The organism is Rhodovulum tesquicola (genome assembly GCF_024128855.1).
GTDB lineage: Bacteria > Pseudomonadota > Alphaproteobacteria > Rhodobacterales > Rhodobacteraceae > Rhodovulum > Rhodovulum tesquicola.
The window spans coordinates 428762-453140 of record NZ_JAMYDV010000001.1 but is presented as its reverse complement, the minus strand read 5'-3'; the positions used below and the strand labels follow the sequence as shown (position 1 = coordinate 453140).

The 24379-nt window shown below is 67.5% G+C and carries 28 protein-coding genes; 12 read left to right on the top strand and 16 right to left on the bottom strand.

Annotated elements, in window-relative coordinates; genetic code table 11:
• Nucleotides 1-51: 51 nt before the first annotated feature.
• Nucleotides 52-459 (bottom strand): hypothetical protein, encoded by a 408-nt coding sequence (locus NHN26_RS02135; RefSeq protein ID WP_253087869.1) that lies wholly within the window; start codon nucleotides 457-459, stop codon nucleotides 52-54.
• Nucleotides 456-1529 (bottom strand): phenylalanine--tRNA ligase subunit alpha, encoded by a 1074-nt coding sequence (pheS, locus tag NHN26_RS02130; protein WP_253087868.1) that lies wholly within the window; start codon nucleotides 1527-1529, stop codon nucleotides 456-458. The genes NHN26_RS02135 and pheS overlap by 4 nt, the downstream gene beginning before the upstream one ends.
• Nucleotides 1530-1807: 278 nt before the next feature.
• On the opposite strand from pheS, the gene NHN26_RS02125 reads away from it, so the two are divergent.
• On the top strand, nucleotides 1808-2428 hold the full coding sequence (locus tag NHN26_RS02125) for a nitrogen fixation protein NifQ (RefSeq protein ID WP_253087867.1): 621 nt from the start codon (nucleotides 1808-1810) through the stop codon (nucleotides 2426-2428).
• A 70-nt stretch (nucleotides 2429-2498) separates the two neighbouring features.
• Here the strand turns inward: NHN26_RS02125 and rplT are convergent, their stop codons facing one another.
• The 3 genes from rplT to NHN26_RS02110 form a co-directional block, all read right to left on the bottom strand.
• Nucleotides 2499-2861, bottom strand: coding sequence for a 50S ribosomal protein L20 (rplT, locus tag NHN26_RS02120; protein ID WP_253087866.1), 363 nt, complete (start codon nucleotides 2859-2861; stop codon nucleotides 2499-2501).
• A 12-nt stretch (nucleotides 2862-2873) separates the two neighbouring features.
• Nucleotides 2874-3074 carry a 50S ribosomal protein L35 gene (rpmI, locus tag NHN26_RS02115; protein WP_132695109.1) on the bottom strand — a complete coding sequence of 67 codons (201 nt, stop codon included), beginning with the start codon at nucleotides 3072-3074 and terminating at the stop codon, nucleotides 2874-2876.
• 242 nt (nucleotides 3075-3316) lie between these two features.
• The gene (locus tag NHN26_RS02110; protein WP_253087865.1) at nucleotides 3317-3892 is read right to left on the bottom strand and encodes a DNA-3-methyladenine glycosylase I; all 576 of its coding nucleotides are present in this window, start codon (nucleotides 3890-3892) and stop codon (nucleotides 3317-3319) included.
• 132 nt (nucleotides 3893-4024) lie between these two features.
• Between NHN26_RS02110 and NHN26_RS02105 the strand changes: the two genes are divergently transcribed.
• The 4 genes from NHN26_RS02105 to yddG all read left to right on the top strand — a co-directional run bounded on the left by NHN26_RS02105 (nucleotide 4025) and on the right by yddG (nucleotide 8030).
• Nucleotides 4025-4864 (top strand): EAL domain-containing protein, encoded by an 840-nt coding sequence (locus NHN26_RS02105; RefSeq protein ID WP_253087864.1) that lies wholly within the window; start codon nucleotides 4025-4027, stop codon nucleotides 4862-4864.
• A gap of 136 nt (nucleotides 4865-5000) precedes the next feature.
• Nucleotides 5001-6176 (top strand): acetyl-CoA C-acetyltransferase, encoded by a 1176-nt coding sequence (locus NHN26_RS02100; protein ID WP_253087863.1) that lies wholly within the window; start codon nucleotides 5001-5003, stop codon nucleotides 6174-6176.
• A gap of 96 nt (nucleotides 6177-6272) precedes the next feature.
• Nucleotides 6273-6995, top strand: coding sequence for an acetoacetyl-CoA reductase (gene phbB / locus NHN26_RS02095; RefSeq protein ID WP_253087862.1), 723 nt, complete (start codon nucleotides 6273-6275; stop codon nucleotides 6993-6995).
• A gap of 162 nt (nucleotides 6996-7157) precedes the next feature.
• On the top strand, nucleotides 7158-8030 hold the full coding sequence (gene yddG / locus NHN26_RS02090) for an aromatic amino acid exporter YddG (protein ID WP_253087861.1): 873 nt from the start codon (nucleotides 7158-7160) through the stop codon (nucleotides 8028-8030).
• Here yddG and NHN26_RS02085 read toward each other — a convergent pair.
• The 3 genes from NHN26_RS02085 to NHN26_RS02075 all read right to left on the bottom strand — a co-directional run bounded on the left by NHN26_RS02085 (nucleotide 8021) and on the right by NHN26_RS02075 (nucleotide 9272).
• Nucleotides 8021-8188 (bottom strand): YdcH family protein, encoded by a 168-nt coding sequence (locus NHN26_RS02085; RefSeq protein ID WP_132695119.1) that lies wholly within the window; start codon nucleotides 8186-8188, stop codon nucleotides 8021-8023. The genes yddG and NHN26_RS02085 overlap by 10 nt on opposite strands.
• A 104-nt stretch (nucleotides 8189-8292) precedes the next feature.
• Nucleotides 8293-9054: a tRNA1(Val) (adenine(37)-N6)-methyltransferase gene (locus NHN26_RS02080; protein WP_253087860.1), complete on the bottom strand. Its 762-nt coding sequence runs from the start codon at nucleotides 9052-9054 to the stop codon at nucleotides 8293-8295.
• The gene (locus tag NHN26_RS02075; RefSeq protein ID WP_132695122.1) at nucleotides 9051-9272 is read right to left on the bottom strand and encodes a putative signal transducing protein; all 222 of its coding nucleotides are present in this window, start codon (nucleotides 9270-9272) and stop codon (nucleotides 9051-9053) included. The genes NHN26_RS02080 and NHN26_RS02075 overlap by 4 nt, the downstream gene beginning before the upstream one ends.
• Before the next feature lie 56 nt (nucleotides 9273-9328).
• Here NHN26_RS02075 and NHN26_RS02070 point away from each other — a divergent pair, with 56 nt between their 5' ends.
• Nucleotides 9329-10330 (top strand): polyprenyl synthetase family protein, encoded by a 1002-nt coding sequence (locus NHN26_RS02070; RefSeq protein ID WP_253087859.1) that lies wholly within the window; start codon nucleotides 9329-9331, stop codon nucleotides 10328-10330.
• A gap of 12 nt (nucleotides 10331-10342) precedes the next feature.
• Here the strand turns inward: NHN26_RS02070 and NHN26_RS02065 are convergent, their stop codons facing one another.
• The 3 genes from NHN26_RS02065 to NHN26_RS02055 all read right to left on the bottom strand — a co-directional run bounded on the left by NHN26_RS02065 (nucleotide 10343) and on the right by NHN26_RS02055 (nucleotide 14634).
• Nucleotides 10343-11182 carry a 4-(cytidine 5'-diphospho)-2-C-methyl-D-erythritol kinase gene (locus NHN26_RS02065; protein WP_253087858.1) on the bottom strand — a complete coding sequence of 280 codons (840 nt, stop codon included), beginning with the start codon at nucleotides 11180-11182 and terminating at the stop codon, nucleotides 10343-10345.
• A complete protein-coding gene (locus NHN26_RS02060) occupies nucleotides 11172-12881 on the bottom strand; it encodes a tetratricopeptide repeat protein (RefSeq protein WP_253087857.1) in 1710 nt (569 codons plus the stop codon). The genes NHN26_RS02065 and NHN26_RS02060 overlap by 11 nt, the downstream gene beginning before the upstream one ends.
• A 103-nt stretch (nucleotides 12882-12984) precedes the next feature.
• Complete coding sequence (locus tag NHN26_RS02055) at nucleotides 12985-14634, bottom strand: electron transfer flavoprotein-ubiquinone oxidoreductase (RefSeq protein WP_253087856.1); 1650 nt, start codon at nucleotides 14632-14634, stop codon at nucleotides 12985-12987.
• Between the two features lie 279 nt (nucleotides 14635-14913).
• On the opposite strand from NHN26_RS02055, the gene greA reads away from it, so the two are divergent.
• Nucleotides 14914-15384, top strand: a complete 471-nt coding sequence (gene greA / locus NHN26_RS02050; protein ID WP_253087855.1) for a transcription elongation factor GreA — start codon at nucleotides 14914-14916, stop codon at nucleotides 15382-15384.
• Nucleotides 15385-15402: 18 nt separating this feature from the next.
• The gene (locus NHN26_RS02045) at nucleotides 15403-16428 is read left to right on the top strand and encodes a hypothetical protein (protein ID WP_253087854.1); all 1026 of its coding nucleotides are present in this window, start codon (nucleotides 15403-15405) and stop codon (nucleotides 16426-16428) included.
• Between the two features lie 9 nt (nucleotides 16429-16437).
• Here the strand turns inward: NHN26_RS02045 and mobA are convergent, their stop codons facing one another.
• Nucleotides 16438-17034 carry a molybdenum cofactor guanylyltransferase MobA gene (gene mobA / locus NHN26_RS02040; RefSeq protein WP_253087853.1) on the bottom strand — a complete coding sequence of 199 codons (597 nt, stop codon included), beginning with the start codon at nucleotides 17032-17034 and terminating at the stop codon, nucleotides 16438-16440.
• 77 nt (nucleotides 17035-17111) lie between these two features.
• Between mobA and NHN26_RS02035 the strand changes: the two genes are divergently transcribed.
• A complete protein-coding gene (locus tag NHN26_RS02035; protein WP_253087852.1) occupies nucleotides 17112-17819 on the top strand; it encodes an AzlC family ABC transporter permease in 708 nt (235 codons plus the stop codon).
• A complete protein-coding gene (locus NHN26_RS02030; protein WP_253087851.1) occupies nucleotides 17816-18145 on the top strand; it encodes an AzlD domain-containing protein in 330 nt (109 codons plus the stop codon). Before NHN26_RS02035 ends, NHN26_RS02030 begins: the two co-directional genes overlap by 4 nt.
• A 120-nt stretch (nucleotides 18146-18265) precedes the next feature.
• Here the strand turns inward: NHN26_RS02030 and NHN26_RS02025 are convergent, their stop codons facing one another.
• The 3 genes from NHN26_RS02025 to NHN26_RS02015 form a co-directional block, all read right to left on the bottom strand.
• Complete coding sequence (locus NHN26_RS02025; RefSeq protein ID WP_253087850.1) at nucleotides 18266-18892, bottom strand: hypothetical protein; 627 nt, start codon at nucleotides 18890-18892, stop codon at nucleotides 18266-18268.
• Nucleotides 18893-19004: 112 nt separating this feature from the next.
• On the bottom strand, nucleotides 19005-20063 hold the full coding sequence (locus tag NHN26_RS02020; protein ID WP_435594161.1) for an MBL fold metallo-hydrolase: 1059 nt from the start codon (nucleotides 20061-20063) through the stop codon (nucleotides 19005-19007).
• A complete protein-coding gene (locus NHN26_RS02015; RefSeq protein WP_253087848.1) occupies nucleotides 20060-21766 on the bottom strand; it encodes an acyl-CoA dehydrogenase in 1707 nt (568 codons plus the stop codon). Before NHN26_RS02015 ends, NHN26_RS02020 begins: the two co-directional genes overlap by 4 nt.
• 141 nt (nucleotides 21767-21907) lie before the next feature.
• On the opposite strand from NHN26_RS02015, the gene NHN26_RS02010 reads away from it, so the two are divergent.
• Nucleotides 21908-22861: an L-threonylcarbamoyladenylate synthase gene (locus NHN26_RS02010; RefSeq protein WP_253087847.1), complete on the top strand. Its 954-nt coding sequence runs from the start codon at nucleotides 21908-21910 to the stop codon at nucleotides 22859-22861.
• Here the strand turns inward: NHN26_RS02010 and NHN26_RS02005 are convergent, their stop codons facing one another.
• A complete protein-coding gene (locus NHN26_RS02005) occupies nucleotides 22862-23419 on the bottom strand; it encodes a YqgE/AlgH family protein (RefSeq protein WP_290442752.1) in 558 nt (185 codons plus the stop codon).
• A 193-nt stretch (nucleotides 23420-23612) separates the two neighbouring features.
• On the opposite strand from NHN26_RS02005, the gene NHN26_RS02000 reads away from it, so the two are divergent.
• A complete protein-coding gene (locus NHN26_RS02000; RefSeq protein WP_253087845.1) occupies nucleotides 23613-24371 on the top strand; it encodes a protein-disulfide reductase DsbD domain-containing protein in 759 nt (252 codons plus the stop codon).
• Nucleotides 24372-24379 lie beyond the last annotated feature (8 nt).

Genomic DNA, 24379 nt, shown 5'->3' with positions numbered 1-24379 from the left:
GCGGACGCGGGTGCGGGCAGGTGGTGGGTTTCACCCACCCTACGGTTGCTGTCACTCTCCGATCGGCAACGCCCGCTTCAAATCTTCGATCGAAAGTTTGGTCTTCTCAAAGACATCACGACGCATCGCTGCTACCGCTTTTGCAAAGAGGCTGTTGAATAACGCCATATCGCGGCCAAAATTGGGAGCACTGGTCTTTTTCGCGTAATCGTCCAAGTCGCCGACAGCCTTCAGCACATCGTCGGACGCGACCAGAACTACGGCCATTCTTGCTTCAGTCAGGGGCTGAAGTCCCTCAGCAGCGGCGGCGCGAAGGTATGCCAGCAGATATTGCTCGTAGGCCAAGCGACGCTTTGCAATTAGCTCGGCCGTTCGGTCGATCCGTTTTTGATTCCAATATGCAAGTGCGCCGCCAAAAATGGCGATCAATGCTGTCGTTATCGGAACCCACGCGCTCACCCACTCAACCCCCCATGCAGCGTCGGCATGTCGAGCGCGCTGAATCCGTAATGTCTCAGCCAGCGCAGGTCTGAATCGAAGAACGCCCGCAGATCCGGAATCCCGTATTTCAGCATCGCCAGCCGGTCGATGCCCATGCCGAAGGCAAAGCCCTGCCACTGGTCGGGGTCGATCCCGCCCGCGGCCAGCACCTTGGGATGAACCATGCCACTCCCCAGGATTTCCATCCAGTCATTGCCCTCGCCGATCTTCAGCGTGCCGCCTTCCCAGGAACAACGGATATCGACCTCGGCCGACGGTTCGGTGAAGGGGAAATGCGAGGCGCGGAAGCGCAGTTCCACGCCTTCGACCTCGAAAAAGGCGCGGCAGAATTCCTCCAGCACCCATTTCAGGTTGGCCATGGAAATGTCGCGGTCGATGGCCAGCCCCTCGACCTGGTGGAACATCGGTGTATGCGTCTGGTCGTAATCGCAGCGATAGACCCGGCCCGGCGCGATCACCCGGATCGGCGCGCCCTGGGCCTGCATCGCGCGGATCTGCACCGGCGAGGTATGCGTGCGCAGCACATGCGGCGCGCGGTTGTCGCCCGCGGCGCGCGCCATGAAGAACGTGTCATGCTCCTGCCGGGCGGGGTGTTCAGGCGGGATGTTCAGCGCGTCGAAATTGAACCAGTCGCTTTCGATCTGCGGCCCCTCGGCGACGGCAAAGCCCATATCGGCAAAGATCGCGGTGATTTCCTCGGTCACTTGGCTGACGGGATGGATCGTGCCGCGCGGGCGTGGACGGCCGGGCAGGGTCACGTCCAGCCATTCGGCGGCCAGTCGTTCTTCCAGCGCGGCATCGGCCAGCGATGCCTTGCGCCCGGCCAGCGCCGAGGTGATCTCGTCCTTCAGCGCGTTCAGCTTCGGCCCCATCGACTGACGCTCTTCGGCCGACATCTGGCCCAGTTCGCGCATCTTCAGGCTGATCTCACCCTTCTTACCGAGGGCCTGAACCCGCACCTCCTCGATCGCCGTCTCGTCCCCCGCACCGGCAATCGCGTCGAGATATTTCCGCCTGAGATCGTCCATTCCGGGGCCCCCTTGCTGGCATTTCGTGGCGTCGATAGCACAGGGTCCGGCGATTGCAAATGCAGGGCTCCGCCGGGCACGCGCTGCCAGTCTGCACGGCAGAGACGCCCGGCAGAGCCGAAAAACCGGGCGGATGGCCAGAAGGGCGGGCCTCCGGCGGCATGGACAGTTTGTGCGCGCGCTCGAAGCCGCGAAGATAGGAAGGCAAGCGGTGGACGCGGGATGTCGGGCCGGGCCTGTCGATACCGCCTCCGCCTCTTGCACGAAAGGAGCCGGGCATGACAGCGGACGAGGCCTATAGCTGGCTGATCGGGGGGACAGCGCCGGACGCCGACCCGTTCGACGCCCATGTTCTGGCCTCGATCCTGGCGCTGGCGATTGCCGAGGGCGGCGCGGCGGGCAGGCTGTGCGCCCATTCCGGGCTGGACGCGCAGGCGCTGCGCGCCCTGTCAGACATGGTGTTTCCGGGTTGCGGCGCGGGGATCGAGCGAATGACCCGCCCCCCCCCGCCCCCGGCAGAGATCGAAGAGACCTCGGTCCGCGATCTGCTGCTGGCCCATGCAAGCGGCGCAAGCCCGCTGGAACACCCGCTGGCCGCCATGATCGCCCGCCGCGCGATGGAACCCGACCATCTCTGGCAGGATCTGGGCCTGCGCGACCGGGGCGAGTTGACGGCGCTGCTCGATCGCCACTTCGCGCCGCTTGCCCGCCAGAACACCGCCAACATGAAATGGAAGCGGTTCTTCTACCGCAAGCTCTGCGAGGAGGAGGGCTTCGTGCTCTGCACCGCGCCGGTCTGCACCGCCTGCACCGATTTCGAGACCTGCTTCGGCGAGGAAACAGGCGAGGCCCGCCTGGCCCGGCTGCGCAACGGCATCTCCGCCCCGAGCCTGGCCTGATCAGCACGCGGAACGCAAAACCCCCGCCCGGGTCGACCGGACGGGGGCAGAAAGGCAGGATCGCGATGGATCAGGCCAGCGCGGCCTTGGCCCGGGCAACGATGGCGCCGAACGCCTCGGGCTCGTTCACCGCGAGATCGGCCAGAACCTTGCGGTCAACCTCGATCCCGGCGGTGGCCAGGCCGTTGACGAAGCGCGAATAGGTCAGCGTCTCGTCACAGGCGCGGACGGCCGCATTGATCCGCTGGATCCACAGCGCGCGGAAATTGCGCTTGCGCTGCTTGCGGTCACGGGTCGCGTACTGGTTGGCCTTGTCGACGGCCTGGGTCGCGGTGCGATAGGCATTGCCGCGGCGGCCATAATAGCCTTTCGCCGCCTTGATGACCTTCTTGTGACGGGCGTGGGTGGTCGTTCCACCTTTGACTCGGGACATGGTTCGGCCTCCTCAGCGGTCGTAGGGCATGTAGGTCTTGACGATCTTCTCGTCCGGGGCCGACAGCGTCGAGGTCCCGCGGGCGCTGCGGATGAACTTGTTCGTCCGCTTGATCATGCCGTGCCGCTTGCCGGCCTGGGCGGCAAGCACGCGGCCCGTCGCCGTCACCTTGAAGCGCTTCTTGGCGCTCGACTTGGTCTTCATCTTGGGCATTTCCGTCTCCTCTTCGGGCGGTTCAGGCGCGACTCGGCATGCCACTGGGGCCGGCCGCGCAACTTCGAGCCGCCCCAATAAGACCCCCGGCCCAGCTTTGCAAGGACAAAGCCCACCACGACCATGCCGCAAGAGACGCGCGCCTCCCCTTCTTCTTCTGGCCGGAAATATCCCGGGGGTCCGGGGGCTGGCCCCCGGACGGTCGCCGCGCGCGGGCCGGCGCAAGACCCGCAGCGGATCCGCTACCGTCCGGCCAGCGCCGCGACCTCGTCATGGCGCGGGCAGGTCACGAGATGGTCGTTGACCATTCCCACCGCCTGCATGAAGGCATAGGTGATCGTCGGCCCGCAGAAGCGGAATCCCGCGGCACGCAGATCCGCCGATACCTGACGCGACAAAGGCGTCTCGGCAGGTATGTCGCCCGGCGCTGCGAACCGGTTCTGGATCGGCAGGCCATCGACATAGCGCCACAGGAAGGGTGCGAACCCGTCGCGCGCCTCGAGGTCAAGCCATGCCCGCGCATTCCCGATCGCGGCCTCGATCTTGCCGCGATGCCGCACGATCCCGCGATCAGCCAGCAGGCGCGCGACCTCGGCCTCGCCCCAACCCGCGATCACCGCGGGATCGAACCCGGCAAAGGCTGCGCGGAACGCTTCGCGCTTTCTCAGGATGGTGATCCAGGCCAGCCCCGCCTGGAAGCCGTCGAGAATCAGCTTCTCGAAAAGTGCCCGCCCGTCACGCTCCGGAATGCCCCATTCGGTGTCATGATACGCTACGTAAAGCGGGTCCGCTCCGCACCACCAGCATCGCTCGTCCATTGCAAGACCTCTTTATTTCCAGTTGGTTGGCGGGTCGCGTCCAGATTACCGAAAATTGGAACCTAATGCGAACATTCATTCGCCCTTAACGGCTTTGCCCACAACTGGTCCGCGTGGAAGCGGAGAGACAGCATGCCAAGCAAGAAAGCCGATCCCAAAATCGTCGTGGAGCCTGGACAGGAAAGCCCGCTTTCCGTCGCGATCACCCAGCGGGATCGGGACATCCTCCAGACCGTGCACAAGGCGATCGAGCGGCGCGATGTGCTGCTGGCCTTCCAGCCCGTGGTGCAGTCGGTCGAACATGGGCAGGTCGCGTTCTACGAGGGGCTGATCCGTATCCTCGACCATACCGGCCGGGTAATACCCGCGCGCGACTTCATCGAGACGGTCGAGACGAACGAGATGGGCCGGATGATCGACTGTCTCGCGCTGGAGATGGGACTGATCGCGCTGACCGAGGCGCCGGACCTGCGCCTGGCGATCAACATGTCGGCCCGCTCGATCGGCTATCCACGCTGGAAGAAGACGCTGGAGGACGGCCTCGCCCGCGACGCCACGGTCGCCGAACGGCTGATCCTGGAGATCACCGAAAGCTCGGCGATGGTCATGCCTGACCTCGTGTCGGTCTTCATGCGCGAATTGCAGACCAAGGGCATCGCCTTCGCGCTGGACGATTTCGGCGCGGGCTATACGGCCTTCCGTTATCTGCGCGAGTTCTATTTCGACATCCTCAAGATCGACGGCCAGTTCATCCGCGGCATCGCAGACAGTCCCGACAACCAGGTGCTGGCCCAGGCGCTGATCGCCATCGGCCAGCATTTCGACATGTTCACGGTCGCCGAGAATGTCGAAACCGCGCGCGATGCCGCCTGGCTGGCTGCGGCCGGGATCGACTGCATGCAGGGCTTTGCCTTCGGCGCGCCGTCGCTCGTGCCCCCCTGGCGCGAGGGCCGCGAAAAGCGCCGCGCCTGACGGCTGCGCCATCGTGCTGGCGCCCGGCAGTTTCCCGCTTCGGCAGGGCATTCCCGGTCACTGACAGGGGGTGCCTTTCTGCATCCGCATCCCCTATAGTGCGCACGAAAATCGACCAGGGGAGAAGGACCCAACCATGACCAATGTCGTCATCGTCTCGGCCGCGCGCACGCCGGTCGGCAGTTTCAACGGCTCTTTCGCAACGGTGCCCGCCCACGAGCTTGGCCGCATCATGCTTGAAGCGCTGGTTGAACGCGCCGGCATCGACAAGGCCGAGGTGTCCGAGACCATCCTCGGCCAGGTGCTGACCGCGGGCCAGGGCCAGAACCCCGCCCGGCAGGCCCACATCAATGCCGGGTTCCCCATCGAATCGGCGGCCTGGTCGATCAACCAGGTCTGCGGCTCGGGCCTGCGCGCGGTGGCGCTGGCGGCCCAGCATGTCCAGCTTGGCGATGCAGCCATCGTCGCCGCCGGCGGGCAGGAGAACATGACGCTTTCGCCCCATGTCGCCCACCTGCGCGCGGGCCAGAAGATGGGCGATCTGTCCTTCATCGATTCAATGATCCGGGACGGGCTGTGGGACGCCTTCAACGGCTACCACATGGGCCAGACCGCCGAGAACGTGGCGAACCAGTGGCAGATCAGCCGCGACATGCAGGACGAGTTCGCGCTGGCCAGCCAGAACAAGGCCGAGGCCGCGCAGAAGGCCGGCAAGTTCGCCGACGAGATCGTGGCGGTGACGGTCAAGGGCCGCAAGGGCGACACCATCGTCGATGCGGACGAGTACATCCGCCACGGCGCCACGCTCGACAGCATGCAGAAACTGCGCCCCGCCTTCACCAAGGACGGCAGCGTGACCGCGGCCAACGCGTCGGGCATCAATGACGGCGCGGCGGGCGTGCTGGTGATGTCGGCCGACGAGGCCGAACGCCGCGGGCTGGAACCGCTTGCGCGCATCGCCTCCTACGCGACGGCGGGGCTTGATCCCTCGATCATGGGCGTCGGCCCGATCCATGCCAGCCGCAAGGCGCTGGAAAAGGCGGGTTGGAAGGTCGGCGATCTGGATCTGGTCGAGGCGAACGAGGCCTTTGCCGCCCAGGCCTGCGCAGTGAACAAGGACATGGGCTGGGATCCGGCGATCGTGAACGTGAACGGCGGCGCCATCGCCATCGGCCACCCGATCGGCGCCTCGGGCGCGCGCATCCTGAACACGCTCTTGTTCGAGATGAAGCGCCGCGACGCGAAGAAGGGCCTTGCCACCCTCTGCATCGGCGGCGGCATGGGCGTCGCAATGTGCCTGGAACGGCCGTAAGCCCGGGGACAAGATGGGCGCGCAATATTGTTGCGCGCCCAATCTTTCTTGCGTAACACCGTTACCGGCACAATCGACACCCATTCTGGAGGAATCATGGCAAGAGTTGCACTCGTCACCGGCGGCAGCCGCGGCATCGGCGCGGCGATCAGCAAGGCGCTGAAGGCGGCGGGCTATACGGTCGCGGCGACCTATGCCGGCAATGACGACGCCGCGAAGAAGTTCACCGAGGAAACCGGCATCCCCACCTACAAGTGGAACGCGGCCGATTACGAGGCGTCCAAGGCCGGGATCGAGAAGGTCGAGGCCGATCTGGGCCCGATCGACGTGGTGGTCGCCAATGCGGGCATCACCCGCGACGCGCCCTTCCACAAGATGACGCCCGAACAGTGGAAAGAGGTGATCGACACCAACCTGACGGGCGTCTTCAACACCGTCCACCCGGTCTGGCCCGGCATGCGCGAGCGCAAGTTCGGCCGGGTGATCGTGATTTCCTCGATCAACGGGCAGAAGGGCCAGTTCGGCCAGGTGAACTATGCCGCGACCAAGGCGGGCGACCTGGGCATCGTCAAGTCGCTGGCCCAGGAAGGCGCGCGGTTCGGCATCACCGCGAACGCGATCTGCCCGGGCTACATCGCCACCGAAATGGTGATGGCGGTGCCCGAGAAGGTGCGCGAGGCGATCATCGCCCAGATCCCGGCCGGCCGTCTTGGCGAGCCCGAGGAAATCGCGCGCTGCGTGGTCTTCCTGGCCTCGGACGAGTCGACCTTCGTCAACGGCTCGACCATCTCGGCCAACGGCGCGCAGTTCTTCGTCTGAACGCGGACCTCTGCGATCACGGGGGCGGCCCATCGGGGCCGCCCTTTCTTCATGCCCGCGTGCCGCGGGCGCGCTGCGCGCATGGGTATTTTTTCCAAGAAGAAGACAGGAGGGCGCGAACCGCTCTGGGCGGCGCGGCGCGACCGGTATAGAGGACGCGCCATGTCCCGGTCCCGCGCCACAGCCATCGGATTCCTTGCCGTCCTGCTCTGGGCGCTTCTGGCGCTGTTGACCGTGGGTTCGGCGCCGGTGCCGCCATTCCAGCTCAATGCGATCTGTTTTGCCATCGGGGGCGCGGTCGGGCTGGTCTGGGTGGCCGCGACCGGCGAGGCGCGGCTGTTGGTCCGGGTACCGCTGAGGGTCTATGCCTTCGGCACGGCGGGGCTGTTCGGCTATCACGCGCTTTACTTCTCGGCGCTGCGGCTGGCGCCCGCCGCCGAGGCGGGGTTGATCGCCTATCTCTGGCCGCTTCTGATCGTGCTGTTCTCGGGGCTCTTGCCCGGCGAGCGACTGCGGGCGGGCCATGTGTTCGGCGCGCTGGCCGGTTTTGCAGGGGCGGCACTGATCGTGGCGCGGGGGGCAGCCGGGTTCGACGGCGCGGCGCTGCCCGGCTACGGGCTGGCGCTGCTCTGCGCATTGACCTGGTCGAGCTATTCCGTTCTGTCGCGTCGGTTGGGCGAGATCCCCACAGCAAGCGTCGCGGTGTTCTGCCTTGCCACCGCCGGATTGTCGCTGCCGCTTCACCTGGTGCTGGAGGAAACGGTCTGGCCGGAGTCGGGTGTTGGCTGGTTCAGCGTGCTGGCGCTGGGGCTGGGGCCAGTGGGGCTGGCCTTTTATGTCTGGGACATCGGGGTGAAGCGCGGCGACATACAGCTTCTGGGGGTGGCCAGCTACGCCGCGCCACTTTTGTCCACGATGGTCCTCGTTGGCGCGGGGATCTCGGCCCCCACGCCTGTCCTTGTTGCCGCCACGGTGCTGATCACCGGCGGCGCCGCGCTGGCCGCCCGGGCCAGCGCACGGCATGATCAGGCCTGAGACAGCCTTTCGATCTGTTCCTTGAGCCTGAGTTTCTGCTTCTTGAGGTCCGCGATACGGAAGTCATCCGCCGACGGCGTTCGCTGCGCCTCCTCGACCTGGTCCGAGAGTGCCTGGTGCTTGCGGCGGAGTTCCTGAAGATGCGAACTCAGGTTCATGGTCGGTGCTCCTCTCCTTGTGTCATCGAACCATTACAGTGCAGCACGAAAAACGAGTCGTGTCACCTCCTTGAAAATCACGGATTCGCGCATAACGGGTTTCGTCAGACCGGCCATGGAAGTGCGGCGCCCCGACGCAGGACATCGGAGATGGCCGGAACATAGCTGTCACCATCCCGTTCGTGCCGGGAACCTTCGTGAAGAATCAATGGGCTATGCAACCTGAAGGCGCTCTTGCCTCCCTTCCTCGCGCGCAGGAGGACAAGTTTGGCAGGGCGGCCGGGGCGGGCTGCCAGGGGCAGGATCTCCACACTACCTAAACGTGTATCCAGGGCCCCCAGCAGCTCGGGCAGCCGCTCGGCGCGCTGGATCAGCGTGAGCCAGCCGCGGGGGGCAAGGCGGCGGGCGGCGGTCTCGACCCAAAGTGCCAGCGGCGTCGCCTCGCCCAGCGCTGTCTCGCGGCCCGGATCGGGGGCGGCGCTGCCGCGCGCGCGCAGGTGGTAGGGCGGGTTGGCGATGACATGATCGAAACCGCGCGCGCGCAAGGATGCGGGCAGCGCCGCCAGATCGGCGGTCACGATGTCGAGAGCGATGCCGTTCGCGCGGGCATTTCCGCGCGCCAGCTCGGCATAGACGGGTTGCAATTCCACCCCGGTCAGCGTCAGCCCCGGCACTCGAACGCCGAGGCAAAGGCTGGCCACCCCGACGCCGCAGCCCAGTTCCAGCACCGACTGCCCCGGCGCGGCAGGCACCGCGGCGGCCAGCAGAACCGGGTCTATCCCGGCGCGATAGCCTTGCTCTGGCTGGCAGATCGACAGCTTGCCACCCAGGAACGCATCGCGCGTGAACCCCTCCTCCGGCCTCATCCGCTTTCGGGCAGATCGATGCCGTTGTCACGCAAGACGGCGCGTGCGCGGAACAGGTCGCGATCCGCCACCATGATCCGGCGCGGCAAAACGCCTATCGAGCCCTCAAGTATGCTCATGTGGACATCCATCTGAAAGCAGACTATCTCCTCGCCTTGTAGAAGTGCCGAGACGAAGGCGATGATCGTCGGGTCGTTGGTGCGGATGAGTTCCTTCATGACAGCGAGTTAAGGCCAGAGCGCCCCGCTTGTCGAGCAACCCTGACGAGGCCGTGATGGGCTTGGACAACGCAGTCACGAAACCGCATGAACGGCTGGCCGCTCTGCTGAGCGAGGAAATGGCCGCCGTCGACAGGCTGATCCGGGAACGGATGCGGTCGGATTATGCCCCGCGGATCGAAGAGGTGGCCGCGCATATCGTGAGTGCGGGCGGCAAGCGCCTGCGCCCGATGCTGACCATCGCGGCGGCGCGGATGTGCGGCTATGACGGGCCCTATCACGTCTACCTGGCCGCGACGGTCGAGTTCATCCATACCGCGACGCTGTTGCATGACGATGTGGTGGACGAAAGCGGCCAGCGCCGCGGACGGCCGACCGCGAACCTGCTCTGGGACAACAAGTCGAGCGTGCTGGTCGGCGATTACCTGTTCGCGCGGTCCTTCCAGTTGATGGTGGCGCCGGGCAATCTGCAGGTGCTGGACATCCTGTCGAACGCCGCCGCGGTGATCGCGGAAGGAGAGGTGCTGCAACTGACCGCGGCGCGCGATCTTGCGACGACCGAGGATGTTTATTTCAAGGTGATCCGTGGCAAGACCGCAGCGCTGTTCGCAGCGGCGACCGAGGTCGGCGGCGTGATCGCAGGCATGCCCGAGGATCAGGTGCGCGCGCTCTACACTTACGGCGATGCGTTGGGCGTGGGCTTCCAGATCGTTGACGACCTGCTGGACGTGGCAGGCGATGCCAAGGCGACCGGAAAGAATATCGGCGACGATTTCCGCGAGCGCAAGCTGACGCTGCCGATCATCAAGGCGGTCGCTGCGGCCGATGACGAGGAACGCGCGTTCTGGAAGCGCACGATCGCCAAGGGCGACCAGCGCGAGGGTGATCTGGAACACGCGCTGGACCTGATGCACAGGCGCGGCGCAATCGAGGCGACGCGGATTGAGGCGCTGGCCTGGTCGGCACGGGCGAAAGAGGCGCTGGACTGCCTGCCCGATCACGAGATCCGGGACATGCTGAGCGACCTGGCCGATTTCGTGGTGGCGCGGATCAGTTGATCCCGGATTCCGTCAGAGAGTGAAGGGTTCGCCGGCGGCGACCCACCATCCGAGGTTCTCGGCACGCAGGGCCGCGGCGGCGGCCTCGGCCTCGGCGCGGGTGTCGAAAAGGCCAAAGCAGGTGGCTCCCGAGCCTGACATCCGGGACATGTGGCAGCCCGGGCTGGCGCCAATTGCCTTCAGAACCGCGCCGATCACAGGTGCCAGTTCCATTGCGGGGGCCTCGAGGTCGTTACGCTGGGTCTTCAGCCAATGCGCCATGGTCGCAGCGCTTGCCCATCCCGGCGGATGCGGCATGGCCGGGTTGTCCTTGCGGGTCAGCGCCTTGAACACCGCGGGCGTGGGCACCTCGACGCCCGGGTTCACCAGAACCAACCCCATCGCGGGCAGGCGCGGCCCCTCGGTGATCTCCTCGCCGACGCCGCGCATGCGCAGCGACCGAGGCGCAAGGCAGACTGGCACATCGGCGCCCAGCGACAGCACCGCCTGCGGCTCGGGCAGGGCCATGTCCCAAAGCTGCGCAAGACCGCGCAGCGCCGCCGCGGCATCGGACGAGCCCCCGCCGATCCCGGCCGCGGCGGGCAGGTGCTTGTCCAGCGTGATCGCCGCGCCTCGCCCCGGCCCGAACAGCGCCGCGGCCTTCAGCACCAGGTTGCGCCCGTCCGTGGGCACGCCCTCGGCGCGGGGGCCGGTGACGGTCAGCGTCAGATCGTCGGCGGGCGCCAGCGTCAGCCGGTCGCCGCAATCGGCAAAGACCACAAGGCTGTCGAGCAGGTGATAGCCATCTGCCCGCTGTCCGGTGACATGCAGGGTCAGGTTGATCTTGGCAGGCGCGAAGGCCTCAACCGTCATTGGCCGGATGCAGGGGCGGCGCCCCTTCTTCCTTGAGCACCTTGTCGAGCCCCACGTCCAGCTTGCGGCGGATGCGGTTGGCCTCGTCCTCCTCGGGGTCGAAGGACAGCGCGCGGTGCCACTGGAACCGCGCCTCGTTGCGCCGCCCCACGGCCCAGTAGACATCGCCCAGATGGTCGTTGACGATCGGATCGACCGGCATCAGTTCGGCCGCACGTTCCATATGCGGCACCGCCTCGTCGTAGCGGCCCAGCCGGTACAGCACCCAGCCCAGGCTGTCGGTGATATAGCCGTCATCGGGCCGGGCGGCGACGGCGCGTTCGATCATGTCGAGCGCCTGATCGAGATTGGTCTTCATCTCGACCCAGGAATAGCCCAGATAGTTCAGCACCTGCGGCTGGTCGGGTTCCAGTTCGAGGGCCTGAAGGAAATCGGCCTCGGCCCTGTCCCAGATGTCCAGCCGCTCATGCGTGATGCCGCGGACGTAGTAGACGATCCACTGGCCGCGGGCGGGCTCGTCGAACAGCGCGATGGCCGCGTCATAGGCTTGCCGCGCTTCCTCGTACCGCTCCTGGCTGCGGAACGTGTCGCCCAGCGTCACATGGACGATGGCGATGTCGGGAAATTCCGCGGCCAGCGCCTCAAGAACCCCGATCGCAGCGTCGATATCGCCCGCCCTGCGCATCGCTTCGGCGCGGCCGAGCTCGGCGGCGTAGAAGGCCGGATCCTCCGCCCCGACACGGGCATAAGCCGCGATGGCAAGCTCGTACCGCTCCTGCGATTCCAGAAGGTTGGCGGACAGCAGAACCGCATCGGTATTGGCCGGGGCAAGGTATTCGGCAAGCCGCGAGTAGATCAGCGTGTAGCTGTCCATCGCATCGCCGTTCAGCGCGCCCGCAACGGTGTAGAAGACCTCGGCTGCCCCCTCGGTCGCGTCGCGCACGACATCGAAGGGCAGCGGCTCATCCGCAGCCAGCCGCGCACTCAGCCGGGTCACCCCGGGATCGGTTTCGCTGCCGAAGGCCATCTCGACCAGTTCCAGCGCATCCGAATTGCGTTCGAGCTGGCTGAGAACCTGTGCGTGGGCGATCACGCCGCGCCGGGTCGCGCGCAACGGCCCCTCGGCCTCACCGGACAGGATCAGGTCGGCCCCCTCGAAATCGCCCGCCGCGGCCAGCGCCAGCGCCTTGTGGTACAGCCCGAATGCCCTGAGCCCGGACTGCGCAGAGGCCGCGTCGAAGGCCTCCAGCGCCTCGGACATGCGGCCCTGCCCGAACCGTGCCCAGGCGCGGATCAGCGCATCGACCAGCGGCGCGGCACTGCGCCCGGCCTCCATGTCGGCCAGCACCTCGTCCCAGGCGCCGCGCTTCATCTGCTCGGCAATAATGACGAGGTTCGCGATCTGACTGGAATGGCCGCCGCTTTCCAGACGCCGCGCGATCGGCACCGCGCGGTCAAGCTCGCCAAGTCCGACATGGGCGGTCAGGGCGTTTTCCAGGAGGAACGGATTGGACGGATCGCGCGCCAGTGCGGCGTCGAAATAGCGCGCCGCCTCGGCGTAGTCGCTGTACATGCTGGCCTGGCGCGCGGCCAGATAGGCCCCGGCAAGACCCTCCTGCGCGCGGACGGGGGCGGCCAATGTCAGGGCAGAGAGCCCGACAGCGGCAAGAAGGGCGAAACGCGGAAGGCGGGCGGCCAAGGAGATACTCCAACTGATATGGACAAACCTAGAGCCCGGCGCCGGGCAAGGCAATCCGCCGCCCCGAACCGCCCCCCGAAACCCTGCCCCCGTCGCGCGGATGTTACATGTTCGGATAGTTCGGCCCGTCACCACCCTGCGGCGTCACCCAGGTGATGTTCTGGCTGGGATCCTTGATATCGCAGGTCTTGCAATGGACGCAGTTCTGGAAGTTGACGACGAATTCCTTGGTGCCGTCCTTCTCGACCACCTCGTAGACGCCCGCCGGACAATAGCGCTGCGCGGGTTCCGCGAATTCGGGCAGGTTCACCCGGATCGGCAGGGCCGGATCGGCAAGCCGCAGGTGGCTGGGCTGGCTTTCCTCGTGATTGGTGAAGGAAAACGCCACGTTGGTCAGCCGGTCGAAGCTGAGCACGCCATCGGGCTTGGGGTAGTCGATCTTGGGAAAATCCTTGGCCTTTCCGGTATGGGCGGCGTCGGTCTTGGCGTGGTGCAGCGTGCCCAGCGGGTTCCAGCCGGTCAGGTTGGCCATCCACATGTCGAACCCGCCCAGCGCCGTCGCCATCAGGTTGCCGTAATGCGACCAGAGCGGCTTGACGTTCCGGACCCGCTTCAGGTCCTTGGCGATGGCGCCCGCATGCAGCGCGGTGTCGTAATCCTCAAGCGTATCGCCCGCGCGGCCTGCGCGGATCGCCGCGACCGCGGCGGTCGCCGCCTCGATCCCCGACATCATCGCGTTGTGATTGCCCTTGATCCGCGGCACGTTCACCAGCCCTGCGGAACAGCCCAGCAGCACGCCGCCGGGGAACGCTGCCTTCGGGATCGACTGGTAACCGCCCTCGGAAATCGCCCGCGCGCCATAGGCCACGCGCTTGCCGCCCTTCAGCAACTCGGCCACGACCGGGTGATGCTTGAAGCGCTGGAACTCCATGTAGGGGTAAAGATGCGGGTTCTCGTAGTTCAGGTGCACCACGAAACCGATGAAGATCTGGTTGTTCTCGGCGTGGTAGATGAACGAACCGCCACCGGCATTGCCGTCAAGCGGCCAGCCCATCGTATGGGTGACCGTGCCCTCGCGGTGCTTGGCGGGGTCGATCTCCCAGATCTCCTTCATGCCGATGCCGTATTTCTGCGGGTCGCGGCCTTCCGACAGGCCGAATTTCACGATCACCTGCTTGGACAGCGATCCGCGCACGCCTTCGGCAAGGAAGACATACTTGCCGCGCAGTTCCATGCCCGGTTCGTAATTCGGCCCCGGTGTGCCATCGGCCTGCCGCCCGAACTCGCCCGCGACGACGCCTGCAAGGCGGCCATCCTCGCCCCAGACGACTTCCGAACAGGACATGCCGGGGAAGATCTCGACGCCCAGCCCCTCGGCCTGTTCGGCCAGCCAGCGGCAGACATTGCCCATCGAGACGATGTAGTTGCCATGGTTCGACATCAGGGGCGGCATCAGCCAGTTGGGAAACCGGATCTGGCCCTTTTCGCCGAGAAACAGGAAATTGTCCTCGCGAACCGGCACGCTGACCGGCGCACCGCGTTCCTTCCAGTCGGGGAAAAGCGCGTTCAGGCCAGTGGGATCCAGAACCGCGCCCGACAGGATATGCGCGCCGACCTCGGAGCCCTTTTCAAGCACCACGACCGACAGATCGGACTCGAGCTCCTTGAGCCGGATCGCGGCAGAAAGGCCCGCAGGCCCCGCGCCCACGATAACGACGTCATATTCCATCGATTCCCGTTCGATCTCGGCCATGGAACTTCCCCTCTCGAACGGCGCGGGCGCCGCCCCCACGTTATGCTACCGCAAACCGTTAGCGCAGGCGGCGGGGCAGTTCAATCGCAACGCAACAAGATTTCGCTGCAGAGCGGCATTGCGCAACGGAACGCCCCCGGAGGCTTGGCGGAACGGCGCTTGCGGCTGGTGATGCACTCTTGCAATCCGCGCCGCTCTCGGTTCAGGTGAATCGGAACCCAACCGCTGGCGGGCTGCAGTTTGCGCCCGCCTTGTTCTCTTTAAGTCCCGAAGAGTGCCATGGAAAAGATACCTATGACCCGCGCGGGCCACACCGCGCTGGATGAAGAACTGAAGACGCTCAAATCCGTCGAGCGTCCGGCCGTGATCCGGGCGATCGCAGAGGCGCGCGAGCATGGCGACCTGTCGGAAAATGCCGAGTATCATGCCGCGCGCGAGAAGCAGAGCTTCATCGAAGGCCGCATCAAGGAACTTGAGTCGCTCTTGTCCCGGGCCGAGGTGATCGACCCTGCGAAGCTGTCGGGGCCGATCAAGTTCGGCGCCACCGTGACGCTGGTCGACGAGGACACGGACGAGGAACGGACCTACCAGATCGTGGGCGAGGCCGAGGCAGATATCGAGAAGGGCCTGCTGAACATCAATTCGCCGCTGGCCCGCGCGCTGATCGGCAAGGAGGCAGGCGACAACATCGAGGTGCGCACGCCGGGTGGCGAACGCGGCTACGAGGTGCTCAAGATCCGCTACGTCTGAGGACGCGGGAGCCGTTGCATGGCTTGGGAAAAGCAGGACAAGTCGTTCGACCCGGGAAGCTTCACGCGCCCGGTCCGCGATAACGGGATCACGACGACGGATGTCGTGGCGGCGGTGCTGTCCGTGCTCTGGCTGGCCGTGGCGGGAAGTTTCCTCGCCTTCGGGCGCGGGGCGGACGGGGGCGCCGGCGCCCTGGGCTTCGTTCTGCTGCTTCTGGCGATGGTGACGCCGCTCGCGCTGATCTGGGTGGGCGCGGCCACGATGCGCAGCGCGCGCATCCTTCGCGAGGAGTCGGCGCGGTTGAGCGCGGCGCTGGATGCCCTGCGCCAGAGCCAGATCCAGCAGCAGCGCGCCGGGGGCACCGATCCGCGTCCGACCCTGGAAAGACGGATCGAGGAAATCGCCGAGGCGCAGCGCAAGACCGAAACCGTCGTCGCGACCTTCGTTTCGACCCGCGCGCGCGAGGCGGCCGCAGAACCGCCCCCTGCGCCCGCCCCGCCCCCTGCCCCCCAGCCCCAGACCGAGGCGCAGCCCTCGCTGGCGCTGGGCGCAACGGCCGAGACATTGCAACCGCCGCTGGAACGGCGCGAGTTCATCCGCGCGCTGAACTTCCCCGAGACCACCGGCGACCGCGAGGGCTTTCGCGCGCTGCGCCGCGCGCTCGAGGACAGGATTGCCGCCAAGCTGGTCCGTTCGGCCCAGGACGTGCTGACCCTGCTCAGCCAGGACGGCATCTACATGGACGACCTGACACCGGACCGGGCCCGGCCCGAAATCTGGCGCCGCTTTGCCCAAGGCGAGCGTGGCGCGGGCGTCTCCGCGCTGGGTGGGGTGCGCGACCGCTCCTGTCTGGCGCTGACCGCGGCGCGAATGAAGCAGGACCCGATCTTCCGCGATGCCGCACATCATTTCCTGCGACAGTTCGACCGCATGCTGGTCGAGTTCGAGCCAGACGCCACCGACCAGGAACTGAACGACCTGGCCGAAACCCGCACCGCGCGCGCCTTCATGCTGCTGGGTCGGGTGGCGGGGATGTTCGGCTAGGACTGGCGATCAGGGACCGGTCGGATGCAACGCCGCCTCGGCAAGGGCAAGGTCGTCGGGGGTGTTGATGTTGAAGAAGGGGTCAATCCCCTCCGCCTCGAACCCGACCGTTACCGCGCGCATAATATGGGCGAAGCCCCCAAGGCGACGCTCACCCCGGGCCAGCGCGGCGCACACTTCCGCGCGCAGCCCTACCGGCCAGAGCGCCGCGGTCGGGTGCATTCGCCCGCCGCTTGCCGCAACCGCCAATTCGCCACCTGCCGCAGTTCCCAGCCGCGCCACCAGATCGACGGGAAGAAAGGGCGTGTCGACCGCCACGGTCGCGACCGCGTCTGCCCCCGCTTCTGCCGCCCAGTCGAGCCCGGCCAACACGCCCGCCAGCGGCCCGAGATCGCCCGGCGGCGGATCGGCCAGCACCGGCAGGCGGGCCTCGGCATAGTCCTCCACCGGGCCATTCGCACTGAGCGCCATCGCCGCGACCTGGGGCCCCAGCCGCGCGGCAACGCGCGCCAGAAACGTCGTGCCGCCCAGACGGATCAGCGCCTTGTCCACCCCGCCCATCCGCCGCCCCTGCCCGCCCGCAAGGATGACCCCGACCACCTGCATCGCATCCCCGTTTTGCGGTTGCACCCCATCGCCGGAGAGCTTACGCCCGCCGGGCACCGCAAGACCAGAGCGCGTCAATGTCCGCCTCAATTGTCAGATCGGCCTATTGGACCGGCGTCCGCCACGGCGCGCCGTTCGTGCTGGTCATCATGCCCTTCGGCCTGCTGTTCGGGGTCGTCGGCACCGAGGCGGGGCTGAACATCGCCGAGGTTTTGGGCTTTTCGATCCTCGTGATCGCCGGTGCTGCGCAGTTCACGGCCGTTCAACTGATGGTGGACCAGGCGCCCACGGTACTGGTGCTGGTGACGGCGCTGGCGGTGAACCTGCGCATGGCGATGTATTCCGCGGCCCTGACCCCGCATCTGGGCGCGGCACCGCTCTGGCAGCGGGCGCTGGCGGCCTATTTCCTGGTCGACCAGACCTTTGCCCTGGCCCAGGCCCGGTTCGAGTCGCGCCCCGAGATGAGCCTGCGCGAGCGGCTGGCCTATTACGCGGGCAGCATCACGCCGGTCTGTCCGATGTGGTATGTCGCGACGCTGGTGGGCGCGCTGGCAGGCCAGGCGATCCCGCCCGAATTCGCGCTGGATTTCGCGGTGCCGATCACCTTCCTCGCGATGGTGGCGCCCGCGCTGCGGACGCTGGCCCATGTCGCCGCCGCGGCCACCTCGGTCGGGGTGGCGCTGACGCTGGCCTTCCTGCCCTACCAGGCGGGCGTGCTGATAGCGGGGCTGGTGGCGATGATGGTGGGGGCGCAGGTGGAATTGCGGATGGGAAATCGGGAATGAGCCAGTCGAGCGTCGAGATCTGGACGATCATCGTTCTTCTGGGGATCGGCACCTTCCTGATCCGGTTCTCGTTCCTCGGGATGATCGGCGAGCGGCCGCTACCCGACTGGCTGCTGCGGCATCTGCGCTATACGCCCGTCGCGGTGCTGCCCGCGCTCGTCGCGCCGATGGTGGTCTGGCCGCAGGCAACGGGCGGCGAGCCCGACCCGGCCCGGATGTTGGCCGCGCTTGCCACCCTGGGCGTGGGGCATGTCACGAAGAACGTGCTGGCCGCGATCGGGGCGGGCGCGGTCACGCTTTACGGGATGCTGTTCGTGCTGGGATAGGCGCCGGGTTTCGGCTTGCTGCGCAAGCCGACCCGGGGGGGGCGCTGCCCCCGGACCCCCGGGGTATTTGGACCAAGAAGAAACACGGGGCGTTTAGTGCGCCTGGGCAGGATGCCGCGCTCAGTCCGCCGCGGCAAGTTCTGCCACGCGGTCGCGGTGCTGAGCCGCCAGAACGGCGCGGTTCCCGTCCGGGTCGTCGTCGCGGATCGTTTCGGTGCGGACCCCGGGCAGCTTGGCGAAACCGTCCATGATGGCCCTGGGGCGGACCGTGGCGGGGATGGTCTGAAAGCCCGGCACCTGGCGCAGTACCTGGCTGACGGAGCGGCCGCACATCGCCTTGGGCGCGGCGCCGAAGGCTTCGGCCACGCGCAGCGCCCGTTCGGCGGTTTCGGGGGAAACCTCCACGGTCTGGGTGACGACGCGAAAGGTTTCGCGCGCGTGGTAGTCGGTGTAGAAATCCAGCATCTTGGGCGTGATGCCGTAGAGCAGATCGTTGCGCTCGGGCACGGTGCGGTGCCACCAGGTTCCTGCCGGGTCGAAGATCACCCGCTGGCTGGCATTGATCATCAGCGCCGAATGTGCCCCGGCATCCGACCGGTTGGCGATCACCGTGAAAAGCGTGATCGAGGGCGGGCCGGGATGGCGATAGGCGGCGCGCGCCACATCCTCGTCAGGCGCCCAGACCGATTCGGCGCAGCCGGCAAGAAAGAGCAGGAAAAGAGCGGCGAGAAGGTGAAGCTTCCGCAAGGCAAAGGGGCGCCGTGCCGTTCGCCATTGCGCCGGAGTGGTCGATATCATCTGCGCGTCGATCCCCGTGGCCCTGCTTCGCGCGGCAGGCTAGCGGATCGGCCCGGGGCTGTCACGCCTGCGGCCCCTCGATGCGCTGAAACAGCCAGGCGCCATCCTCGCGCTGCCAGCGGCGGGCGCGGCCGGTCAGGAACAGGTGGTTCAGATGCCCCACCGCCTCGACCAGGGCGAGGACATATTCGGCCGGGCCGATCTCGCGACGGTAGAGCACGGGGAAGCAGTCGCAGGCGGTGCGCGGCCGGTCGAGATGGGCGATCAGCCGGTCGAGCGCGCCATGGTGGTTGTCGATCAGTTGCGAAAGCCGCGTGGGCAGGCCGGTGAAGGGCAGCTTGTGCCCGGGCAGCACCAGATGATCCTCGCGCGCATGGGTGGCCAGCCGGGTGCAGCTTTGCAGCCAGCCCGCGACGGGGTCGTTCAGCGGTTCGGTGGCATAGACCCCGAGATTGGGCGAGCTCGAGGGCAGGAGCTGGTCGCCGCCGATCACGAGGTTGCAGTCCCGGCTCCAGAGGGTGACATGGTCGCGCGCATGCCCGTCGCCCAGCCGCACGTCCCAGTCGCGCCCGCCCGCGCGGATCCTGTCGCCCTCGGCCATGTCGCGAAAGCCGAGCGGCATCGGCGCCACCGTGTCGGCGAAGTTGAACGGGCGCTGATTGGCGCGTTCGGCGAAAAGGGCCGGGTCCATGCCCGCGCCGCGCCAATGGACCAGCGTCTCGGGCGCGGGACGGTCCTGTTCGTCGAGTTGCAGCATGCGCGCAAACAACCAGGCGACGCGGCTGGTCCACAGTTCGGCGCCGTGCGCGGACTGGAACCAGCCCGCAAGACCGACATGGTCGGGATGGTGATGGGTGACGATCACGCGGGTCACCGGCCTGCCGCCGAGCGGCCCCGCCATCAGCGCCCGCCAGAGCGCGCGGGAGCGGCTCGAGGCGATTCCGGTATCGACCACGGTCCAGCCCGCGCCATCGTCCAGCGCGTAGACATTCACGTGATCCAGCGCCATCGGCAGCGGCAGGCGCATCCAAAGGACGCCCTCGGCGATCCGAACCGCGCTGTCGGGAGCGGGCGGGTCGGGGAAGGGATAGCGGATCGGGCCGCGCGTGCCGTCCATCATGCCGCCAGATCGTCGTCGGACAGCGCGTAAAGCCCCGCTCCCCCGGCCCGGGCCTGGGCCAGCAGGGCGGCATGTTCGGGCAGAAGCCGCGCGACGAAGACGCGGGCAAGCGCGGTGCGCGGCCCCGCGCCCCCCTCGGCGCGGGCGGCGGCAAGATGGACATGGCCGCCCAGAACCCGCGCCCAGGCGCGCAGGAAGGGCACCGCACCGGCGAATCGGTCGGTCTGGCCCTGGGTCAGCATCCATTCGGTCGTCTCGCGCAGCGTTTCGGCGGCGGCCCAGACGTCGCCGGCAAGATCGGGCAGAAGGGCGCGCGCGGCTTCGGCGCCCTGTTCGATTTCCTCGAGCAGCCGCCAGGCGGCCTCGCCGCCATCCGTCAGCTTGCGGCCGACCAGGTCCAGCGCCTGGATGCCGTTGGTGCCCTCATAGATCGGGGTCACGCGCACGTCGCGCAGGTATTGCGCGGCACCGGTCTGTTCGACGAAGCCCATGCCGCCATGGACCTGGATGGCGGCCGAGGCGACCTCGACCCCGGTATCGGTGCCGTAGGCCTTGGCAATGGGGGTCAGGAAAGCCGCGCGGGCGGCCCAGTCGGTCTGTCCCGTGGCATCGGCCATGTCGATCGCCACCGCGCAGGACAGGGCGATGGCGCGGGCGGCGAAGATCTCGGCCCGCATGGCGGCCAGCATCCGGCGGATATCGGCATGGCCGATGATGGCCTCGCCCTGCGGCGTCGCCCCCTGCCGCCGCTCGCGGGCATAGGCCAGCGCCTGCTGGAACGCGGCCTCGGCCACGCCGATGCCCTGCATCCCGACGCCAAGGCGGGCATTGTTCATCATGGTGAACATCGCCGCCATGCCGCGATGCGGTTCACCCACCAGCCAGCCGGTCGCGCCGTCATAGTCCATCATGGCCGTCGGGCTGCCATGCAGCCCCAGCTTGTGTTCAAGGCTGACCACCCGCAGGCTGTTGCGCGCACCCGGATCGCCGCTTGCATCGGGGATGTTGCGCGGCACCAGGAACAGGCTGATGCCGCGGGTGCCGGGGGGGGCGTCGGGCAGGCGGGCAAGCACCAGATGGACGACATTGCCGATGAACTCGGAATCGGCCCAGCTGATGAAGATCTTCTGCCCGGTGATCGCGTAGGTTCCGTCGCCCTTCGGCACCGCGACCGTGCGCACCGCCCCCACATCGCTGCCCGCCTGCGGTTCGGTCAGGTTCATCGTGCCCGACCATTCGCCCGAGATCAGTTTCGGCAGATACAGCGCCTTGAGCGCGTCGCTGGCATGATGGCTCAGCGCCTCGATCTGGCCCTGGGTCAGCAGGGGCGCGATCTGAAGGGCAAGGCAGGCGCCACTCATCATCTCGGTGACGGCCATTGCCAGCGTCTGGGGCAGGCCCATGCCGCCATGCCGGGTGGGCGCGGCCAGACCGATCCAGCCGCCTTCGGCAATGGCCCGCCAGCCCTCGGCAAAACCGGGGGGCGTGCGGACGATGCCGTTTTCCAGCCGCGCGGGGTGCAGATCGCCCACACGTTGCAGGGGCGCCATGACCTCCTCGCAGAGCCTGCCCGCGCCGTCGAGGATCGCGGCGGTCAGATCCGGCGTTGCCTCGGCGAAACGCGCGGTCGCGGCAAGCTCGGGGAACCCCGCCACATGGTCGAGCAGGAAGCGGATATCGGCCACGGGGGCACGGTAAGGCATGGGATCCTCCCTCTCCTCCTGCCTTGTCCCCGGGCCGGTGCGGCTGTAGCAGTCCGGCAAGGGTGTGGCAGAGGTCGCATGCAAGGTAAACGACCGCCCCGCCCCATCAAGTCCAACGCAACGTCACCGGGACCGCAGACCATGAGCGCAGAGATCCTGAAGCCCGATGCAGGCGGGCTTGCCCGCGCGGCGGCGCTGCTGGGGGCGGGCCAGCTTGTCGCCTTTCCGACCGAGACGGTCTACGGGCTGGGCGCGGATGCCCGGAACGACCATGCGGTGGCGCGGATCTTCGAGGCCAAGGGGCGGCCGCATTTCAACCCGCTGATCGTTCATCTGGCCGATGCCGCGGCCGCGGCACGGTTCGCGGTGCTGGACGGGGCGGGCGAACGGCTGGCATCGGCCTTCTGGCCCGGTGCGCTGACGCTGGTGCTGCCGCTGCGCCCGGATGCCGGGCTGTCGCCGCTGGTCAGCGCGGGCTTGCCCACCGTGGCGCTGCGGGTGCCCGATCATCCGGTGGCCCATGCCCTGCTGACGGCGTTCGGCGGGCCGGTCGCGGCACCCTCGGCCAACCGTTCGGGCAGCATAAGCCCGACGCGGGCCGCGCATGTTATCGAGGGGCTTGGCGACCGGATCGCGGCCGTGGTGGATGGCGGGGCGTGCCCGGTGGGGTTGGAATCGACGATCGTCGGCTTCGATCCCGCGCCGGTGCTGCTGCGCCCGGGCGGGCTGCCGCTGGAGGCGATCGAGGACTGCCTGGGCAGGCGGGTGGCGCCCCGCAGGGCGGACGATGCGATCACCGCGCCGGGGCAGCTTTCGTCGCATTACGCGCCGGATGCCCCCGTCGCCCTCGAGGCCGCCACGCCGCCCCCGGGCGCGCTATGGCTGGGATTCGGGTCGGGCTGCGACGGGGCGGCGCTGAACCTGTCGTCCACGGGCGATCTTGTCGAAGCGGCAGCGAACCTGTTCCACGCGCTGCGCGAACTGGATGCCCGCGCCGAACCGGGCCAGCGCATCGCCGTCGCGCCGATTCCCGATCACGGCCTTGGCCGGGCGATCAACGACCGGCTGCGCCGGGCGGCGGCCCCCCGGGGCTGATCACGCCCGGCCCGCTGCCGAGGACAGCATCAGCGGTTCGATCCCGAGGGTCCGAAGCGCGCGCTCCCACTTGGCGGTATTAGCAGGATCGAACACGATTTCGGGCACGGCCTCGCAGGTCAGCCAGCCATTGTCCTGTATCTCGCCCTCGAGCTGGCCCGGCCCCCAACCCGCATAGCCAAGCGCCAGCAGGGAATCGGCCGGCCCATGCCCCTTCGCGATGTCCTCGAGGATGTCGAGCGTCGCCGTCATCCCGAACCGGCCATCGACCCGCAGCGTCGTGTCGCTGCCGGAATTGTAGTCGCCCGAATGCAGAACGAAGCCCCGGGCATGTTCGACCGGGCCGCCGAAATGCACGCGGATGTCGCGGGCGCCGGGCGCCCGCGCAATGCCAAGCTGCTTGAGCAGATCGGAAAAGGACAGCTCCGCCATGGGCTTGTTGACGATCAGCCCCATGGCGCCCTCCTCGGAATGCGCGCAGAGAAAGACCACGCTTTTCTCGAAGCGGGGATCACCCATGCCGGGCATCGCGATAAGAAGCTTGCCGCCGAGTTGCATGCGAACCGTCCGGGCCGACCTTACCGACAGAATGTGTCGCCAGCTGCAACGGCGCAAGGCCGACGCGAGACAATTTTTTCGCGACGCTCTCTCCCGAATGTGATTTCCCGCCGCTGAACCGCCCATTATCTTCGCCCGCATGGGATTTGACAGATCACTCCGTCTTGCCGCGGCGTCGGCTCTTGCGCTGGGGTTGGCTCAGGCCGTCCTGGCAGGCCCCCCCGATGATGTGCTGAGCGCCGAGATCCTGCCGGGCTGGCAGACCGCGGACGGAACCTACATGGCCGGGTTGAAGCTTCGGCTTGCGCCTGGGTGGAAGACCTACTGGCGTGCACCGGGCGATTCCGGAATACCACCGCGTTTCGACTGGGCGGGGTCGGAGAACGTGGCGGGGGTTGAGGTGCATTGGCCCACTCCGCGGGTGTTTTCGTCGAACGGGCTGCGCACCATAGGCTACGAACACGAGGTTGTGCTGCCGCTGGAACTGACCCCGCGCGAGCACGGGCAGCCGCTGCAACTGGACGCGCGGGTGGAACTGGGCGTGTGTCAGGACATCTGCCTGCCGATCGAACTGCACCTGTCCGGTCTGTTGCCTGCCGAGGGCCGAGGCGAGTCGATCCGCGCGGCGCTGGCTGCGCAGCCCGAGAGTGCGCGTGCGGCACGGGTCGGCAGCGTGGCCTGTACGGTGGAAGCGATTCCCGACGGTCTGCGTCTGACCGCCGAGATCGAGGTCGCCCCCCTGGGGCGCAACGAAACGGCGGTCTTCGAGCTGTCGGACAGTTCGATCTGGGTTTCCGAGGCGCTCATTGCGCGGCAAGGCGGGCGGCTTGTGGCGCGCTCGGACCTTGTGCCGGTGACCGGCGCGCCCTTCGCGCTGGACCGCTCCGACCTGCGAATCACGCTGCTTGGTGAGGGGCGGGCAATCGACATCCGCGGCTGCGCGGTGCGCTGACCACCCCC

Bases quoted from the DNA above. Each gene is read 5' to 3' on its own strand.
- NHN26_RS02020 (WP_435594161.1), bottom strand. From the start codon at position 20,063: ATGATGGACGGCACGCGCGGCCCGATCCGCTATCCCTTCCCCGACCCG.
- NHN26_RS02030 (WP_253087851.1), top strand. From the start codon at position 17,816: ATGAGCCAGTCGAGCGTCGAGATCTGGACGATCATCGTTCTTCTGGGG.
- NHN26_RS02005 (WP_290442752.1), bottom strand. From the start codon at position 23,419: ATGCAACTCGGCGGCAAGCTTCTTATCGCGATGCCCGGCATGGGTGAT.
- NHN26_RS02015 (WP_253087848.1), bottom strand. From the start codon at position 21,766: ATGCCTTACCGTGCCCCCGTGGCCGATATCCGCTTCCTGCTCGACCAT.
- NHN26_RS02010 (WP_253087847.1), top strand. From the start codon at position 21,908: ATGAGCGCAGAGATCCTGAAGCCCGATGCAGGCGGGCTTGCCCGCGCG.
- greA (WP_253087855.1), top strand. From the start codon at position 14,914: ATGGAAAAGATACCTATGACCCGCGCGGGCCACACCGCGCTGGATGAA.
- NHN26_RS02045 (WP_253087854.1), top strand. From the start codon at position 15,403: ATGGCTTGGGAAAAGCAGGACAAGTCGTTCGACCCGGGAAGCTTCACG.
- NHN26_RS02035 (WP_253087852.1), top strand. From the start codon at position 17,112: ATGTCCGCCTCAATTGTCAGATCGGCCTATTGGACCGGCGTCCGCCAC.
- NHN26_RS02065 (WP_253087858.1), bottom strand. From the start codon at position 11,182: ATGACGGTTGAGGCCTTCGCGCCTGCCAAGATCAACCTGACCCTGCAT.
- NHN26_RS02070 (WP_253087859.1), top strand. From the start codon at position 9,329: ATGGGCTTGGACAACGCAGTCACGAAACCGCATGAACGGCTGGCCGCT.
- NHN26_RS02080 (WP_253087860.1), bottom strand. From the start codon at position 9,054: ATGAGGCCGGAGGAGGGGTTCACGCGCGATGCGTTCCTGGGTGGCAAG.
- NHN26_RS02100 (WP_253087863.1), top strand. From the start codon at position 5,001: ATGACCAATGTCGTCATCGTCTCGGCCGCGCGCACGCCGGTCGGCAGT.
- mobA (WP_253087853.1), bottom strand. From the start codon at position 17,034: ATGCAGGTGGTCGGGGTCATCCTTGCGGGCGGGCAGGGGCGGCGGATG.
- NHN26_RS02055 (WP_253087856.1), bottom strand. From the start codon at position 14,634: ATGGCCGAGATCGAACGGGAATCGATGGAATATGACGTCGTTATCGTG.
- NHN26_RS02085 (WP_132695119.1), bottom strand. From the start codon at position 8,188: ATGAACCTGAGTTCGCATCTTCAGGAACTCCGCCGCAAGCACCAGGCA.
- yddG (WP_253087861.1), top strand. From the start codon at position 7,158: ATGTCCCGGTCCCGCGCCACAGCCATCGGATTCCTTGCCGTCCTGCTC.
- NHN26_RS02075 (WP_132695122.1), bottom strand. From the start codon at position 9,272: ATGAAGGAACTCATCCGCACCAACGACCCGACGATCATCGCCTTCGTC.
- NHN26_RS02125 (WP_253087867.1), top strand. From the start codon at position 1,808: ATGACAGCGGACGAGGCCTATAGCTGGCTGATCGGGGGGACAGCGCCG.
- rpmI (WP_132695109.1), bottom strand. From the start codon at position 3,074: ATGCCCAAGATGAAGACCAAGTCGAGCGCCAAGAAGCGCTTCAAGGTG.
- phbB (WP_253087862.1), top strand. From the start codon at position 6,273: ATGGCAAGAGTTGCACTCGTCACCGGCGGCAGCCGCGGCATCGGCGCG.
- rplT (WP_253087866.1), bottom strand. From the start codon at position 2,861: ATGTCCCGAGTCAAAGGTGGAACGACCACCCACGCCCGTCACAAGAAG.
- pheS (WP_253087868.1), bottom strand. From the start codon at position 1,529: ATGGACGATCTCAGGCGGAAATATCTCGACGCGATTGCCGGTGCGGGG.
- NHN26_RS02110 (WP_253087865.1), bottom strand. From the start codon at position 3,892: ATGGACGAGCGATGCTGGTGGTGCGGAGCGGACCCGCTTTACGTAGCG.
- NHN26_RS02105 (WP_253087864.1), top strand. From the start codon at position 4,025: ATGCCAAGCAAGAAAGCCGATCCCAAAATCGTCGTGGAGCCTGGACAG.